General features: G+C 55.0%; 12 protein-coding genes. 4 read left to right on the top strand and 8 right to left on the bottom strand.

The genetic code is table 11. The annotated features are described in order from the left end of the window. Positions 1-165 precede the first annotated feature (165 nt). A complete protein-coding gene (locus EKN38_RS18880; protein WP_014833813.1) occupies positions 166-873 on the top strand; it encodes a FadR/GntR family transcriptional regulator in 708 nt (235 codons plus the stop codon). Further along, complete coding sequence (mdtD, locus tag EKN38_RS18875) at positions 870-2303, top strand: multidrug transporter subunit MdtD (protein ID WP_014833814.1); 1434 nt, start codon at positions 870-872, stop codon at positions 2301-2303. Before EKN38_RS18880 ends, mdtD begins: the two co-directional genes overlap by 4 nt. Here mdtD and rbsR read toward each other — a convergent pair. The 7 genes from rbsR to kup form a co-directional block, all read right to left on the bottom strand. Beyond that, positions 2269-3261 (bottom strand): ribose operon transcriptional repressor RbsR, encoded by a 993-nt coding sequence (gene rbsR / locus EKN38_RS18870; protein ID WP_014833815.1) that lies wholly within the window; start codon positions 3259-3261, stop codon positions 2269-2271. The two genes, mdtD and rbsR, sit on opposite strands and share 35 nt — an antisense overlap. A 3-nt stretch (positions 3262-3264) precedes the next feature. Next, complete coding sequence (gene rbsK, locus EKN38_RS18865; protein ID WP_014833816.1) at positions 3265-4194, bottom strand: ribokinase; 930 nt, start codon at positions 4192-4194, stop codon at positions 3265-3267. 107 nt (positions 4195-4301) lie between these two features. After that, the gene (gene rbsB / locus EKN38_RS18860) at positions 4302-5192 is read right to left on the bottom strand and encodes a ribose ABC transporter substrate-binding protein RbsB (RefSeq protein ID WP_014833817.1); all 891 of its coding nucleotides are present in this window, start codon (positions 5190-5192) and stop codon (positions 4302-4304) included. Between the two features lie 27 nt (positions 5193-5219). Next, the gene (gene rbsC / locus EKN38_RS18855) at positions 5220-6185 is read right to left on the bottom strand and encodes a ribose ABC transporter permease (RefSeq protein ID WP_006808742.1); all 966 of its coding nucleotides are present in this window, start codon (positions 6183-6185) and stop codon (positions 5220-5222) included. Between the two features lie 4 nt (positions 6186-6189). After that, entirely contained in the window at positions 6190-7695 is a 1506-nt protein-coding gene (gene rbsA, locus EKN38_RS18850) for a ribose ABC transporter ATP-binding protein RbsA (RefSeq protein WP_014833818.1), read from the bottom strand. Positions 7696-7702: 7 nt separating this feature from the next. After that, positions 7703-8122: a D-ribose pyranase gene (gene rbsD / locus EKN38_RS18845; protein WP_014833819.1), complete on the bottom strand. Its 420-nt coding sequence runs from the start codon at positions 8120-8122 to the stop codon at positions 7703-7705. Positions 8123-8316: 194 nt separating this feature from the next. Further along, positions 8317-10185, bottom strand: coding sequence for a low affinity potassium transporter Kup (kup, locus tag EKN38_RS18840; RefSeq protein WP_014833820.1), 1869 nt, complete (start codon positions 10183-10185; stop codon positions 8317-8319). A 223-nt stretch (positions 10186-10408) separates the two neighbouring features. Between kup and ravA the strand changes: the two genes are divergently transcribed. Both ravA and viaA read left to right on the top strand, forming a co-directional pair. After that, positions 10409-11905 (top strand): ATPase RavA, encoded by a 1497-nt coding sequence (gene ravA / locus EKN38_RS18835; RefSeq protein WP_014833821.1) that lies wholly within the window; start codon positions 10409-10411, stop codon positions 11903-11905. Next, positions 11899-13350, top strand: a complete 1452-nt coding sequence (viaA, locus tag EKN38_RS18830; protein WP_014833822.1) for an ATPase RavA stimulator ViaA — start codon at positions 11899-11901, stop codon at positions 13348-13350. The genes ravA and viaA overlap by 7 nt, the downstream gene beginning before the upstream one ends. On the opposite strand, the gene asnA is transcribed toward viaA, so the two are convergent. Further along, positions 13351-14343, bottom strand: a complete 993-nt coding sequence (gene asnA, locus EKN38_RS18825) for an aspartate--ammonia ligase (RefSeq protein WP_014833823.1) — start codon at positions 14341-14343, stop codon at positions 13351-13353. Between the last annotated feature and the right edge of the window lie 100 nt (positions 14344-14443).

Here is a 14443-nt window from a genome sequence, read left to right as displayed (position 1 = left end):
TATTCTGAAGTGACAAGAGGAAATTTAAAAAAAGTTTCCGTCCGTGTTTTTTTTCACCAACAGCGATGAAATCAAGCTACAAAGTGTTCTATTTGATGTCTCTGCAACCACAATCACATTCACGGTGGCATACTTATCAGCAAGAATCATTAAGGAATAAAAGCAATGCCATTGAGCGCACAACAGCTGGCAGCCCAAAAAAACCTGTCATATGTGCTGGCAGAAAAGCTGGCTCAGCTGATTTTAGCGGGTAAATATGCCCCGGGTAGCATCCTGCCGGGTGAAATGGAGCTGGGCGAGCAGTTTGGCGTAAGTCGTACCGCCGTTCGCGAAGCCGTCAAAACCTTAACAGCAAAAGGCATGGTGCTTCCGCGTCCGCGTATTGGTACGCGCGTGATGCCACAAAGCAACTGGAACTTCCTCGATCAGGAGCTTCTCTCCTGGTGGATGACAAAAGACAACTTCAATCAGGTCGTCGATCACTTTCTGATAATGCGCAGCAGTCTTGAGCCTCAGGCCTGCCTGCTCGCCGCCACGCTCGGGACAGCAGAACAAAAAGCGCAGCTCAACACCTTAATGGAAGAGATGGTATTCCTGAAAAAACATTTCAACCGCGAACGCTGGGTTGAGGTCGATATGGCCTGGCATGAACATATCTATATGATGAGCGCCAATCCGTTCCTGACCTCCTTTGCCTCTTTATTCCATTCGGTGTACCACACCTACTTTACCTCTATTACACAAGACGAAGTGGTGAAGCTGGATCTGCATCAGGCTATTGTCGATGCCATTCAGGAGAGCGACGGGCAACGAGCCCTGAGCGCGTGTCAGGCGTTACTGGCCGCGCCAACCCACCAGCAGGTGAATAAATGACACAGAAAAAAGCACGCAGCATGGCCGGACTGCCATGGATTGCAGCCATGGCGTTCTTTATGCAGGCACTGGATGCCACCATTCTCAACACCGCGCTTCCCGCTATTGCGCAAAGCCTTAACCGGTCGCCGCTGGCGATGCAGTCCGCCATCATCAGTTATACCCTGACGGTTGCGATGCTGATCCCGGTGAGTGGCTGGCTCGCCGATCGCTTCGGCACCCGTCGCGTGTTTATGCTGGCCGTAACGCTCTTTACGCTCGGTTCGCTGGCCTGTGCATTATCAACCTCTCTGACCGAACTGGTTATCTTCCGCGTCCTGCAGGGGATTGGCGGTGCGATGATGATGCCCGTGGCGCGCCTGGCACTCTTGCGCGCCTATCCGCGCAGTGAATTGCTTCCCGTGCTCAACTTCGTCACCATGCCCGGACTGGTCGGCCCGATACTTGGCCCGGTGCTCGGCGGTGTGTTTGTCACCTGGGCCAGCTGGCACTGGATCTTCCTGATTAACATTCCAATTGGCGTAGCGGGACTGCTGTATGCCCGCAAATATATGCCGAACTTCACCACGCCAAGACGCAGTTTCGATATGGGTGGTTTTTTCTTGTTTGGTCTGAGCCTGGTATTGTTCTCCAGCGGGATGGAGTTGTTTGGTGAAAAGATTGTGGCGACATGGCTTGCGCTGTCCGTCATTCTCAGCGGTATTTTGCTGTTCCTTCTTTATATACGTCATGCACGCCGTCACCCGACACCGCTGATCTCGCTGTCTCTGTTTAATACGCGTACTTTCTCGGTAGGTATCGCCGGGAATATCGCCTCGCGCCTGGGGACGGGCTGCGTACCGTTTCTGATGCCACTGATGCTGCAGGTGGGTTTCGGCTATCCGGCGCTGATTGCCGGCTGCATGATGGCGCCCACCGCCATGGGATCGATACTGGCAAAATCGACCGTCACACAGGTGCTGCGCTGGTTTGGCTATCGGAAGACGCTGGTTGGCGTAACGGTCTTTATCGGACTGATGATTGCGCAGTTCTCCCTGCAATCGGCTTCACTGCCGGTCTGGATGCTAATTCTGCCGTTGTTTGTGCTGGGTATGGCAATGTCGACGCAGTTCACGTCGATGAACACGATTACTCTCGCGGATCTGACTGACGACAACGCCAGTAGTGGCAACAGCGTGCTGGCGGTGACTCAACAGTTATCGATCAGTCTCGGGGTGGCCGTCAGTGCGGCGGTACTGCGGTTCTATGAAGGTTTTGACAGCGCTAACACCGTCGAGCAATTCCACTATACGTTTATCACGATGGGCGTACTTACCGTGGTTTCAGCGCTGGTCTTTATGCTGTTAAAACCAAAAGATGGCCGGAACCTGATTAAAGAACGCCACAAAACAAAAGCTAAACCGAACCCCGTTCCATCAGAACAGGAGTAAGCTGCAGACGTTGCTGCTGCAGCGTGGGCTGCGCCATTCGGTGGATCAGTACATCAATGGCCAGCTCACCCAGTTCATCTTTTGGCTGATGGATCGTGGTCAGCGGCGGGGTCATGTAGCTGGCCAGTTCGATATCATCATAACCAATCACCGCCATATCGTCCGGAACACGCAATCCCGCCTGATACAACGCCTTATATGCTCCAAATGCCATGGCGTCGTTGCCAATAAAGACGGCCTGCGGACGCGGTGTCTGCGCCAGCAGCGTCTGCATCGCCTCAAAACCGCCATGAAACTCAAAATCACCGGTAATACGGTAACCCTCCGGAACCGCGAGTCCCGCCCGAGCCATCGCGGAAAGGTACCCTTCAAGACGCAGACGCGCCGGGGTTTTATCCAGCGGACCGGTAATACAGGCGATGCGGGTATGGCCTTTGTCGATCAGATACTGGGTTGCCATATCTCCGCCCAGCAGGGAGTTATCCTGAATCAGATCGCTGGTACCGTCGAACGGCGCCCAGTCCATCATCACCGTGGGGATAGACGGATAACGCTGAATGATCTCTTTCGAGGGCTGATGCGTTTCGGTACACAGCAGCAGTAACCCGTCGACGCGTTTTTGCATCAGCGTCTCCAGATTACGGTTCATGCGCTGCTCGTCCCCTTCGGTATTGCACAGCACCAGACTGTAGCCACGTTCGAAGCAGCTGCGTTCCACACCGCGAACAAGTTCAGAATAAAAGGGATTCGTACTGGCGGTGATCAGCATGCCAATGGTGCGCGTCTGGTTGAGCTTCAGGCTGCGGGCCAGCGCAGACGGCGCATAGTTGAGATCTTTAACTGCGGCTTCAACTTTCTCCCGAATCGCCTCGCTGACGAAGCGATCGTTATTAATGACGTGGGAGACTGTCGACGTAGAAACGCCCGCCAGGCGGGCGACATCTTTCATTGTGGCCAAGCGTTACCCCTGCTGACTTAAGAATTCATCGATCTCTTTACGCCATGGAACGGAGGGCTGGGCACCTTTGCGCGTGACGGCGATAGCCGCAGCAGCATGCGCAAAGCGGATAGCATCGTCCATTCCCTTTCCTTCCAGCAGCGCTGTCACCAATGCTCCGTTAAACGTATCGCCTGCCGCGATGGTGTCAATCGCCTTGACCTTAAAGCCCGGCACGCGACGGCCTTCGCCATTTACGCTAGCCCACACGCCGCGGCTGCCGAGGGTAATGATAACGGTGCCGATACCTTTATCATGCAACGCTTTCGCGGCACGCGCTGCGTCATCATCATTTTCAACACGAATGCCCGTCAGTTTTTCCGCTTCGGTTTCGTTCGGCGTAATGATGTCCACCCGCGCCAGCAGTTCATCTGATAGTACACGGGCAGGCGCAGGATTAAGTACGACAGTGGTATGATTTTGATGCGCAATGTCAGCGGCCGCCAGTACGCTTTCCACGGGCGATTCCAGCTGCATCAGTAACGCGTCGGCACTGGCAATAAGCTCGCGCTGTGCTTCAACGCGTTCCGTCGTAAGACGGGCATTCGCGCCAGCATGAATACCGATGACATTCTCACCTTCCGCGTTGACGAAAATCAGCGCCACGCCGGTCGATTCCCCTGCAACAACGCTGATTGGCGCAACATCGATGTTATCGCTGGCGAGCTGTTTACGCACGCGCTCGCCGGTATCGTCATCACCCGTGCAGGCGATAAACGCGATATTTGCCCCACTGCGTCCTGCTGCAACCGCCTGGTTGGCACCTTTACCGCCAAATGCCACCTGGTAATGGTTACCGGTGACGGTTTCGCCCGGCGTCGGGAAGGATTCAAGGTTAAGAATGTGATCGGCATTGATACTGCCAAGGACGACGAGGTTGCCTGCGGTTTTCATGGTTGAGCTGTCCATCTGAGAGCGCCACCGGTGTTACCCGGTGGCGTATGCCACACTTTTCTTTATTGGTGTCCCTCAGGCAGCCAGCGACTGCCTGAATCGCCTTTTTACTGCTTGATGACCAGTTTCAGGTCAACTGGATATTTAGCCTGAACTTTTTCGCCCTTCAGCACTTTGTCGGCAGTCTGCACGCCAGCCGCGCCGATCTGCTCAGGCAGCTGAGCGATGGTCGCCGCCAGTTTGCCATCATTTACCGCTTTTTCTCCATCTGGTGTGCCGTCAAATCCGACAACCATCACATCAGATTTACCTGCAGTCTGCAGGGCACGCAGCGCGCCGAGCGCCATTTCGTCGTTCTGTGCGAACACCGCCTGCACGTCAGGGTGCGCGGTCAGCAGGTTCTGCATGACGTTCAGACCTTTAGTGCGGTCGAAGTCGGCAGGCTGGCTGGCCAGCACGTTAAATTTGTGAGCCGCAACCGCCTGCTGGAAACCTTCGCCGCGCTCGCGGGCTGCAGACGTACCGGCAATCCCCTGCAGTTCGATAACTTTCGCGCCTTCGCCTGCTTTCTTCGCGATGTAGTCACCCGCGATTTTACCGCCCAGCACGTTATCAGACGCGATGTGGCTCACAACGTCGCCTTTCGTTGCCTGACGGTCCAGGGTGATCACCGGGATCTTCGCCTGGTTTGCCATCTTAACGGCGTTACCCACGGCGTCAGAATCGGTTGGGTTGATCAGCAGGATTTTAGTACCGCGAACGGTTAAGTCCTGCACGTTAGCCAGCTCTTTCGCCGGGTTGTTCTGCGAATCCAGCACCACCAGGTTGTAGCCCAGTTTGTCGGCTTCTTTCTGCGCACCATCCTTAAGGGAGACAAAGAACGGGTTGTTCAGCGTGGAGATAACCAGCGCGATGGTGTCTTTCGCCATAGCGTTAGCACTTACGGTTGCGCTCAGCGCGACAGCAGAAACCAGGGTAGCCAGTTTTTTCATGTTCATATCTAAGATGTCCTGTAGTGTCGTCAGTTACTGTTTTTTGTTGTCTACCAGCACCGCCAGCAAAATCACCACTGCTTTAACGATCATCTGGTAATAGGAGGAAACACCTAACAAATTCAAACCATTATTCAGGAAACCGAGAATCAGTGCGCCGATCAATGTCCCAACAATGCGACCTTTACCGCCCGCAAGACTCGTACCGCCCAGAACCACTGCCGCAATGGCATCCAGCTCATACCCCGTACCCGCCGTTGGCTGCGCGGAAGAGAGGCGCGCCACTTCGATGATGCCCGCCAGAGAGGCCAGCAAACCGCACAGTGAGTAAACGATAATTTTCACTTTATTGACGCTGATACCGGACAGACGCGTTGCCGCTTCGTTACCGCCCAGCGCATAGATATAACGGCCCAAACGGGTGTGATGCAGCATGTACCACGCCGCCAGGAAGACGATAGCCATGATCCAGACCGGGGTAGGAACACCCAGCGGGCGGCCGATACCGAACCAGCCAAACAGATCGGCGTTATCGGTAAAGCCCGTATTCACCGGGCTGCCGTTGGTGTACACCATGGTCACACCGCGCAGCAGCAGCATCATCACCAGCGTGGCAATGAACGCCTGAACGCGGCCTTTTGCCACAATCACGCCGGTTACGGCACCAATCGCCGCGCCAGCCGCCAGTGCAGCCGCAACGGCCACCAGCGCGTTGACCTCAATCCCGACAATTGAAGCGGCGATCGCACCGGTGAGCGCCAGCAGGGAACCGACGGACAGATCGATACCCGAGGTCAAAATCACCAGCGTCATCCCGACCGCCATAATGGCGTTCACCGACGTCTGCTGCAGAATATTGAACAGGTTATTAACGGTGAAGAAATTGGGGCTCATGGTCGACACAATCGCGATCAGCACCAGCAGGGCAATCAGCGATTTTTGTTCCATCAGCCATGCCTTTGTGAAATAACGGCGACCAGAAACAGCCTGGGTAGTCATCTTCTTACTCCTGATTCACGCGATTAAGCTTGCCCACAGCGGCAGCCATCAGAACTTCCTGGGTGGCCTGCTCGCGAGTGAATTCACCGCCGAGATGCCCTTCATGCATGACGATAATGCGATCGCTCATGCCTAATACCTCTGGCATCTCGGAAGAGACCAGAATGATGCTCAGGCCGTCGGCCTTGAACTGGTTAATCAGCTGATAGATCTCTTTCTTGGCCCCCACATCCACGCCGCGGGTTGGTTCATCGAGGATCAACACTTTCGGGCGCGTCATCAGCCCGCGTGCAATCGCCACTTTCTGTTGATTACCGCCGGACAGCAGGCCAATCGCCTGCTCCATTGAGGGGGTTTTCACGTTAAAGAGGCGGATAAAATCGCTGACTGCCTGCTGTTCATCTTTGTGTTTCAGGCTGCCGCCGCTGCGGCTGAAATAACGCAGGGCGGTAAGAGACATGTTCTCTTTTACCGACATGCCGAGCACTAAGCCGTCGCGCTTACGGTCTTCAGAAATATAGACAATTCCATTCGCCAGTCCATCCTGCGGGGAGCGCGTGACGACTTCATGGCCATCAAGGGTGACATAACCGCTGGTGCGCGGCAGCGCACCGTAGAGTACTTTCATCAACTCGGTACGGCCCGCACCCATCAACCCCGCCACGCCAAGAATTTCTCCTTTGCGCAGGGTAAAGGAGACATCGTTCACGCCCGGGCCACAGAGGTTGTCCACCTTCAGGCGGATCTCACCCGGCGCTTTGTCGAGATGCGGGTACTGGTCTTCGAGCTTGCGTCCCACCATCATTTCGATAAGCGTGTCTTCTGTCAGCGTCGCCACTTCGCGTTCGGCAATAAACTGCCCGTCGCGGAAGACGGTAACGTCGTCGCAAATCTCGAAAATCTCTTTCATACGGTGAGAGATATAGACAATCCCACGCCCCTGCGATTTCAGCTCGCGGATGACGCGGAACAGGGATTCGGTTTCGGTATCGGTCAGGGCGTCCGTCGGTTCATCCATAATGATGACCTTCGACTCAAAGCTCAGCACCTTCGCGATCTCCACCATCTGCTGGTCGCCAATGGAAAGTTCGCCCACCAGGCGGTCGCTTTTGAAGCGCAGGTTCAGCTTCGCCAGCAGTTTATCCGCTTCGGCATACATCGTTTTCCAGTCAATTTTGCCAAACCGGTTAACAAACTCACGGCCAAGGAAGATGTTCTCCGCAATAGTGAGCTGCGGGATCAGGTTCAGTTCCTGGTGAATAATGCCGATCCCCGCTTCCTGCGAGGCTTTTGGGCCACTGAAGGTGGTTTCTTTACCCAGCCACAAAAGTGATCCGGCATCGCGTTGATAGATACCGGTCAACACTTTCATCATGGTGGATTTGCCGGCGCCATTCTCGCCCACCAGCGCCATCACGCGTCCGGCATAAACGTTCAGCGCCGCGCCAGAAAGGGCTTTTACGCCCGGGAACGATTTGTCGATCCCTTTAAGTTGCAGTAATGCGTCCATGATGGCCTCAGAAGGTGACGCCAGCACAGAGAATAATATTCGCATACGGGGAACACTCCCCGCTGCGAATCACCGCCTGACTGTCTGCGGTTTGTTGTTTGAACTGTTCGTGTGTTGTGTAACGAATTTCTATGGTGTTTCCCTGGTGTTGTTGCAGTTGCTCAATGTGATTGAGCAACGTTTCGTGGAGTTGCGGATTATGTTGTTTGATTTCCGCGGCGAGAATGGCCGACTCAACCTGCATCTCCGCGGTCACCACCTCCAGTACCTGCATAAACGAGGGCACGCCCTGCGTTAACGCCATATCAATACGGGTTGTGCTGCGCGGAACCGGTAAGCCTGCATCGCAAACCACCAGCGTATCGGTATGCCCAAGACGGGAAATAACCGACGAGATTTCTGAGTTGAGAACCGTGCCTTTCTTCATTTTCTTGCTCCACTAGCGAAACGTTTCGCTAACATCAGTTTAGTCTCAAGAGTGTTCAGAAAACCACCGTGACGTAACAGATTTGTGATCGGCGTCGAAACGTTTCGCTAAGTGAAATGAGACGTAAATTTTGGCGGGAACAGTGAGTATGAGTAGGCCGGGTAAGCGAAGCGCCACCCGGCATTTTAAGGAGCTTAAATCTCGACCTGCGTCCCCAACTCGATCACGCGGTTAGGCGGGATCTCAAACTGGTCAGGCGCACGTAGGGCGTTACGCTGCAGGATAAGGTAAAGCTTGCCGCGCAGACGCAGATACCACGGGCGTTTGCCGATAATGAGCGACTCGTGCGACATAAAGAACGATGTCTCCATCATTCGACAGCTTAAGCCTTCCAGGCCGCAGCGGTGGAAGACCTCTTCCACGTTCGGCGTTTCACGCCAGCCGTAGCTTGCCACCACGCGCCAGAAGGTTGGCGACAGTTGCTCAATCTGCACACGGCGCACGTTGTGAACATAAGGCGCATCTTCGGTGCGCAGGGTCAGCAGGATGACCCGCTCATGCAGCACTTTGTTGTGCTTGAGGTTATGCATCAAGGCGAACGGAATAACGTTCAACGCACGAGACATATACACTGCCGTACCCGGCACACGAACCGGTGGTGATTTCTCCAGCGAGGCAATCATCGCCTCCAGGGAGTTACCGTGCTCATGCATACGACGCAGCAGACGGAAGCGCTCGCTTTTCCACGTGGTCATCACAATGAACATCACCAGACCCAGCGTCAGCGGGAGCCAGCCACCGGAGACAATCTTGTCGAGGTTGGCAGAGAACAGCGGTACGTCGATGCACAGGAAGCCCACCAGAATCATCGCCACGAGGAATTTGTTCCAGTGCCAGTTTCGGTACGCCACCGTAGTGGAAAGAAGCGATGTCAGCACCATCGTCCCCGTCACCGCAATACCGTACGCTGCCGCGAGGTTGCTGGAGTGCTCAAAACTGACGATCACAATCACCACAGCGAAATAGAGCAGCCAGTTAACAAACGGGATGTAGATCTGACCCGATTCCATCTCTGAGGTATGAATAATACGCATCGGAGAGAGATAGCCCAGACGCACGGCCTGGCGCGTCAGAGAGAACACGCCGGAAATCACCGCCTGAGAGGCAATAACCGTCGCCAGCGTGGCAAGGATCAGCATCGGTACTAACGCCCACTCCGGAGCCAGCAGGAAGAACGGGTTCTTAATCGCTTCCGGGTTTTTCAGCAGCAGCGCACCCTGACCAAAGTAGTTCAGCGCCAGAGAGGGCAATACCACGATAAACCACGCCAGGCGAATAGGCAGTTTGCCGAAGTGCCCCATATCCGCATACAGCGCCTCAACACCGGTGATAGAGAGCACAACGGCGCCGAGCGCCACAAAAGACACCACTTTGTATTCGAGGAAGAAATGGACAGCCCAGTACGGGTTCAGCGCCTGAAGCACTTCCGGGTTATCAATGATACCGCGCAAGCCAAGCGCCGCCAGGATCAGGAACCAGGCGAGCATAATCGGCGCGAAGAGTTTCCCCACCAGTCCGGTACCGTGCTTCTGGATCACAAACAGCAGCGTCAGGACGATTATCGCCAGCGGAACCACCCACGTATCGAGCTGCGGCGCGATAATCTCAAGCCCCTCTATCGCCGAAAGCACTGAGATAGCAGGTGTGATGACCACTTCCCCATAGAAGAAGCTGCCGCCAATCAGGCCAATGATGACCAGCACCGACGTCATTCTGGCCGAGGTGTTGCGCCCGGCAAGGGACATCAGGGTCAGGATCCCGCCTTCACCTGCGTTATCTGCACGCATCACAAAGGAGAGATATTTAACAGAAACCACCAGGATCAGCAGCCAGAAGATGAGGGACAGGAAGCCAAATACGGCATCGCGTTCAACACCAAAGCCAAACTGGCCGGACAGACATTCACGAAGCGTATAAAGCGGGCTGGTGCCGATATCACCGTAGACAACCCCGATCGCCGCAAGCGTAATTGCGGGTAATGATTGCTTATTATCAGTGCTCATAGACTAGTCTTTTCGTTTAAATAACAAATGTGTTCCTGGTCCCTTGGTCCACAAAAAGCGCACAGTATGCCTGATTCGTTGCAAAATCGAACCCCTAAATGCAACCGCTTTAATGTAGCGCAAAGAAAATTGCGCCGCACTTCAGTCTATTACCAGCCCTGACTGAAACGTCTATACTCGCTTCAATTGGCCGCCACGACGGCGAAAGGATGCAAAAACTATTATGGCTCACTCACATTTATTAGCAGAAAGAATTTCCCGTCTCAGCAGCGCGCTGGAGAAAGGCCTTTTCGAGCGTAGCCACGCCATCCGCCTCTGTTTACTGGCGGCGTTGAGCGGTGAAAGCGTATTTCTGCTTGGGCCTCCGGGCATTGCCAAAAGCCTGATTGCCCGCCGGCTCAAATTCGCCTTCCAGAATGCGCGCGCCTTCGAATACCTGATGACCCGCTTTTCCACCCCTGAAGAAGTTTTCGGCCCACTGTCCATTCAGGCGCTGAAAGATGAGGGGCGTTATCAGCGTCTGACTGAGGGGTATCTACCGGAAGCGGAGATTGTTTTTCTTGATGAGATCTGGAAAGCGGGACCGGCCATTCTGAACACCCTGCTCACGGCGATTAACGAACGCCGGTTCCGCAACGGCGCCAGTGAAGAGAAAATCCCGATGCGCCTGCTGGTGGCCGCCTCGAACGAACTTCCCGAGGCCGACAGCAGCCTTGAAGCGCTGTATGACCGCATGCTGATCCGCCTGTGGCTGGACAAAGTGCAGGATAAATCCAACTTCCGCTCCATGCTGACCAGCCAGCAGGATGAAAATGAAAACCCGGTAGCCGCGTCACTGCAGGTCACGGACGAGGAGTATCAGCAGTGGCAGGTGGATATCGGCAAGATCACACTGCCGGACGCGGTTTTTGAGCTGATCTACCAGCTCCGTCAGCAGCTCGATCTCCTTCCTTCTGCACCTTATGTTTCCGACCGTCGCTGGAAAAAAGCAATCCGTCTGCTGCAGGCCAGCGCCCTGTTCAGCGGGCGCGACGCGGTTGCCCCTATCGATCTGATCCTGCTGAAAGACTGCCTCTGGCACGATGCCGAAGGGATGAATCTGATGCAGCAGCAGCTTGAAATATTGATGACCGGACACGCCTGGGGCCAGCAATCAATGCTTAACCAGCTTGGGGCGATTGCCCAACGGCGCATTCAGCTACAGCAGCAGCAAAGTGATAAAACCGCGCTGAAGGTGAACCGTCTTGGCGGCATGTTCGCCCGTAAACCGCACTACGAACTGCCCGCTGAGCTGACCAGCCCAACGCTGACGCTGCTTCTCCAGCAGCCGCTTAAACTCCATGACATGCAGGTGGTGCACATTACGCTTGAGCGTGACGCGCTGGCCCAGTGGCTTGATAAGGGTGGAGAGATCCGCGGCAAGCTCAACGGTATTGGTTTTGCACAGCCTTTGAATATGGAAGTGGACAGCAGTCAGCACCTGGTGATCCGCGATGTAAGCCTGCAGGGATCGCGCCTTGCCCTTCCTGGAAGCGCCTCTGACAGCGTGCCGGAAGAGATCAAACAGCAACTGGAGGCGCTGGATACCGAATGGCATCAGCAACATACGCGCTTTAGCGAACAGCAAAAGTGCCTCTTTATTCACAGCGACTGGTTAGGTCGCATTGAAGCCAGCCTGCAGGATGTGAGCGCGCAGATCAAACAGGCTCGTCAATGCTAACGCTGGATACGCTTAACGTCATGCTGGCCGTCAGCGAAGATGGGTTGATTGAAGAGGTGATCATTACTCTTCTGGCGTCCCCGCAACTGGCGGCGTTTTTTGAAAAATTCCCGAAGCTAAAAAAAGCGATGACGGACGATCTCCCGCGCTGGCGGGACAACCTGCGACAGCGGTTTAAAGAGACCGAAGTGCCACAGGAGTTAACCGAAGAGGTGGCCTGCTATCAGCAGTGCCAGCGGCTTTCCACGTCGCAGTTTATCGTTCAGATCCCGCAAACCCTGACGTTACTCGATAAAGTCCACTCCCCGTTTGCCAGCCAGGCCCGGGCGCTGGTCACCGATAACGCTACCTTTACGCCCGCGCTACACACCCTCTTTTTACAGCGCTGGCGCCTCAGCCTTGTGGTGCAGGCCACGACGCTGAACCAGCAGCTGCTGGATGAAGAGCGTGAACAATTGCTCAGCGAAGTTCAGGAACGCATGACCTTAAGCGGTCAGCTGGAGCAGGTACTGATAGAGAATGAAAACGCCGCCGGACGTCTCTGGGATATGAGTGCAGGCCAAATCAGGCGTGGGGATTATCAGCTGATTGTCCGGTATGGTGATTTCCTGGCGCAGCAGCCCGAGCTGATGAAGCTTGCGGAACAGCTGGGTCGCTCAAGGGAGGCTAAATCGGTCCCAAAGAAGGATGCCCCAATGGAAACCTTCCGCACCCTGGTGCGGGAACCGGCCACCGTGCCCGAACAGGTAGATGGGCTCCAGCAAAGCGATGATATTTTACGTCTGCTGCCTACGGAACTGAGCACGCTCGGGATGACCGAGCTGGAATATGAGTTTTATCGCCGGCTGGTGGAAAAACAGCTTCTGACCTATCGCCTGCACGGTGAAGCCTGGCGCGAGAAAATCAGCCAGCGTCCGGTGGTCCATCAGGATTTTGATGAGCAGCCACGCGGCCCATTTATCGTTTGTGTGGATACGTCCGGCTCAATGGGAGGATTCAATGAACAGTGTGCAAAAGCGTTCTGCCTGGCGCTGATGCGGGTGGCGCTCGCCGATCGACGTCGCTGCTTTATCATGCTCTTTTCCAGCGAAGTGGTGAGCTACGAACTGACGAATCAACAGGGGCTTGAGCAGGCGATCCGCTTTTTAAGCCAGCGTTTTCGCGGCGGTACCGATCTGGCCAGCTGTTTTCGCAGCATTGTGGAACGTATGCAGGGCGGCGACTGGTACGACGCTGACGCGGTGGTGATTTCTGATTTTATTGCCCAGCGGCTGCCGGATGACGTGGTGAATAAAGTGAAGGAGCTGCAACGGGTGCATCAGCACCGTTTCCACGCAGTGGCGATGTCCGCCCATGGAAAACCCGGCATCATGCGCATCTTCGATCATATCTGGCGCTTTGATACCGGGTTACGTAGCCGCCTGCTCAGACGCTGGCAGCGTTAATTACAGCAGCGAGCTGACGCTTTCGCGTACCTGCTGCGGCCAGACACCACACTGAACCTGACCAATATGCGAGAGTTGTAGCAGAAGCATGGTCAGACGGGACTGGCCGATGCCGCCACCAATGGTCTGCGGCATCTCACCGCGCAGCAGCGCCTGATGCCATTCCAGCATGAGACGATCTTCATCACCGGTCACCGCCAGCTGGCGTTTCAGCGCATCAGCATCCACGCGGATCCCCATTGAAGAGAGCTCAAACGCATCTTCCAGCACCGGGTTCCAGACCAGAATATCGCCGTTGAGACCGGCAAATTCGCCCTCGCTCATGGTGCTCCAGTCATCATAATCCGGTGCACGAACATCATGACGTTTGCCATCTGACAGCTTACCGCCGATCCCCATCAAGAAGACGGCACCCAGTTCTTTGGCGATCGCACGTTCACGAGCTTTAGCATCCAGATCCGGGAAACGACTCAGCAGCTCCTGGCTATGAACAAAGTGGATCGATTCCGGCAGGAACGGTGCCAGACCAAACTCTTTGCTTACGGCCGCTTCGGTCGCTTTGATCCCGGCGTAGATCGCTTCAACGGTGGATTTCAGCGTGCCGACATGGCGCTCGCCATCACCCATTACGCGCTCCCAGTCCCACTGGTCAACGTAAACGGAGTGAATGGCAGACAGGCGGTCTTCATCGGGGCGGAGGGCTTTCATGTGCGTGTAAAGCCCTTCACCCGCGCTGAAGTCGTGCTGTCCCAGGGTTTGACGCTTCCACTTCGCGAGGGAATGAACCACTTCGAACTGGGCGTCTGGCAGTGTTTTCACTTTCACCTGCACCGCTTTTTCGCATCCGGACAAGTTATCCTGCGTCCCATCACCCACGCGGCTGAGAATCGGTGCCTGAACTTCAATCAGACCCAGCTTCTCTTCCAGCTGGCGGGAAAAATGAGATTTAACGAAACTGATCTGGCGTTGTTTTGCGATATAAGCGGTTTTCATTATTTATACTCCTGCGTCCTGTTGGTGTTGATTAAGCAACAGAAAAGGCATTCAATTCAATAATCAAACAACAAAAAGCCACCTTCACTTTTGATTCGTC

Source organism: Enterobacter sp. WCHEn045836 (assembly GCF_003965585.1).
Lineage (GTDB): Bacteria > Pseudomonadota > Gammaproteobacteria > Enterobacterales > Enterobacteriaceae > Enterobacter > Enterobacter dissolvens.
The sequence above is the reverse complement of the archived record's forward strand: the minus strand, read 5'-3'. Positions and strand labels throughout refer to the sequence as shown.

Bases quoted from the DNA above. Each gene is read 5' to 3' on its own strand.
- rbsA (WP_014833818.1), bottom strand. From the start codon at position 7,695: ATGGACGCATTACTGCAACTTAAAGGGATCGACAAATCGTTCCCGGGC.
- rbsK (WP_014833816.1), bottom strand. From the start codon at position 4,194: ATGAAAACCGCAGGCAACCTCGTCGTCCTTGGCAGTATCAATGCCGAT.
- asnA (WP_014833823.1), bottom strand. From the start codon at position 14,343: ATGAAAACCGCTTATATCGCAAAACAACGCCAGATCAGTTTCGTTAAA.
- kup (WP_014833820.1), bottom strand. From the start codon at position 10,185: ATGAGCACTGATAATAAGCAATCATTACCCGCAATTACGCTTGCGGCG.
- rbsB (WP_014833817.1), bottom strand. From the start codon at position 5,192: ATGAACATGAAAAAACTGGCTACCCTGGTTTCTGCTGTCGCGCTGAGC.
- viaA (WP_014833822.1), top strand. From the start codon at position 11,899: ATGCTAACGCTGGATACGCTTAACGTCATGCTGGCCGTCAGCGAAGAT.
- ravA (WP_014833821.1), top strand. From the start codon at position 10,409: ATGGCTCACTCACATTTATTAGCAGAAAGAATTTCCCGTCTCAGCAGC.
- mdtD (WP_014833814.1), top strand. From the start codon at position 870: ATGACACAGAAAAAAGCACGCAGCATGGCCGGACTGCCATGGATTGCA.
- rbsD (WP_014833819.1), bottom strand. From the start codon at position 8,122: ATGAAGAAAGGCACGGTTCTCAACTCAGAAATCTCGTCGGTTATTTCC.
- rbsC (WP_006808742.1), bottom strand. From the start codon at position 6,185: ATGACTACCCAGGCTGTTTCTGGTCGCCGTTATTTCACAAAGGCATGG.
- EKN38_RS18880 (WP_014833813.1), top strand. From the start codon at position 166: ATGCCATTGAGCGCACAACAGCTGGCAGCCCAAAAAAACCTGTCATAT.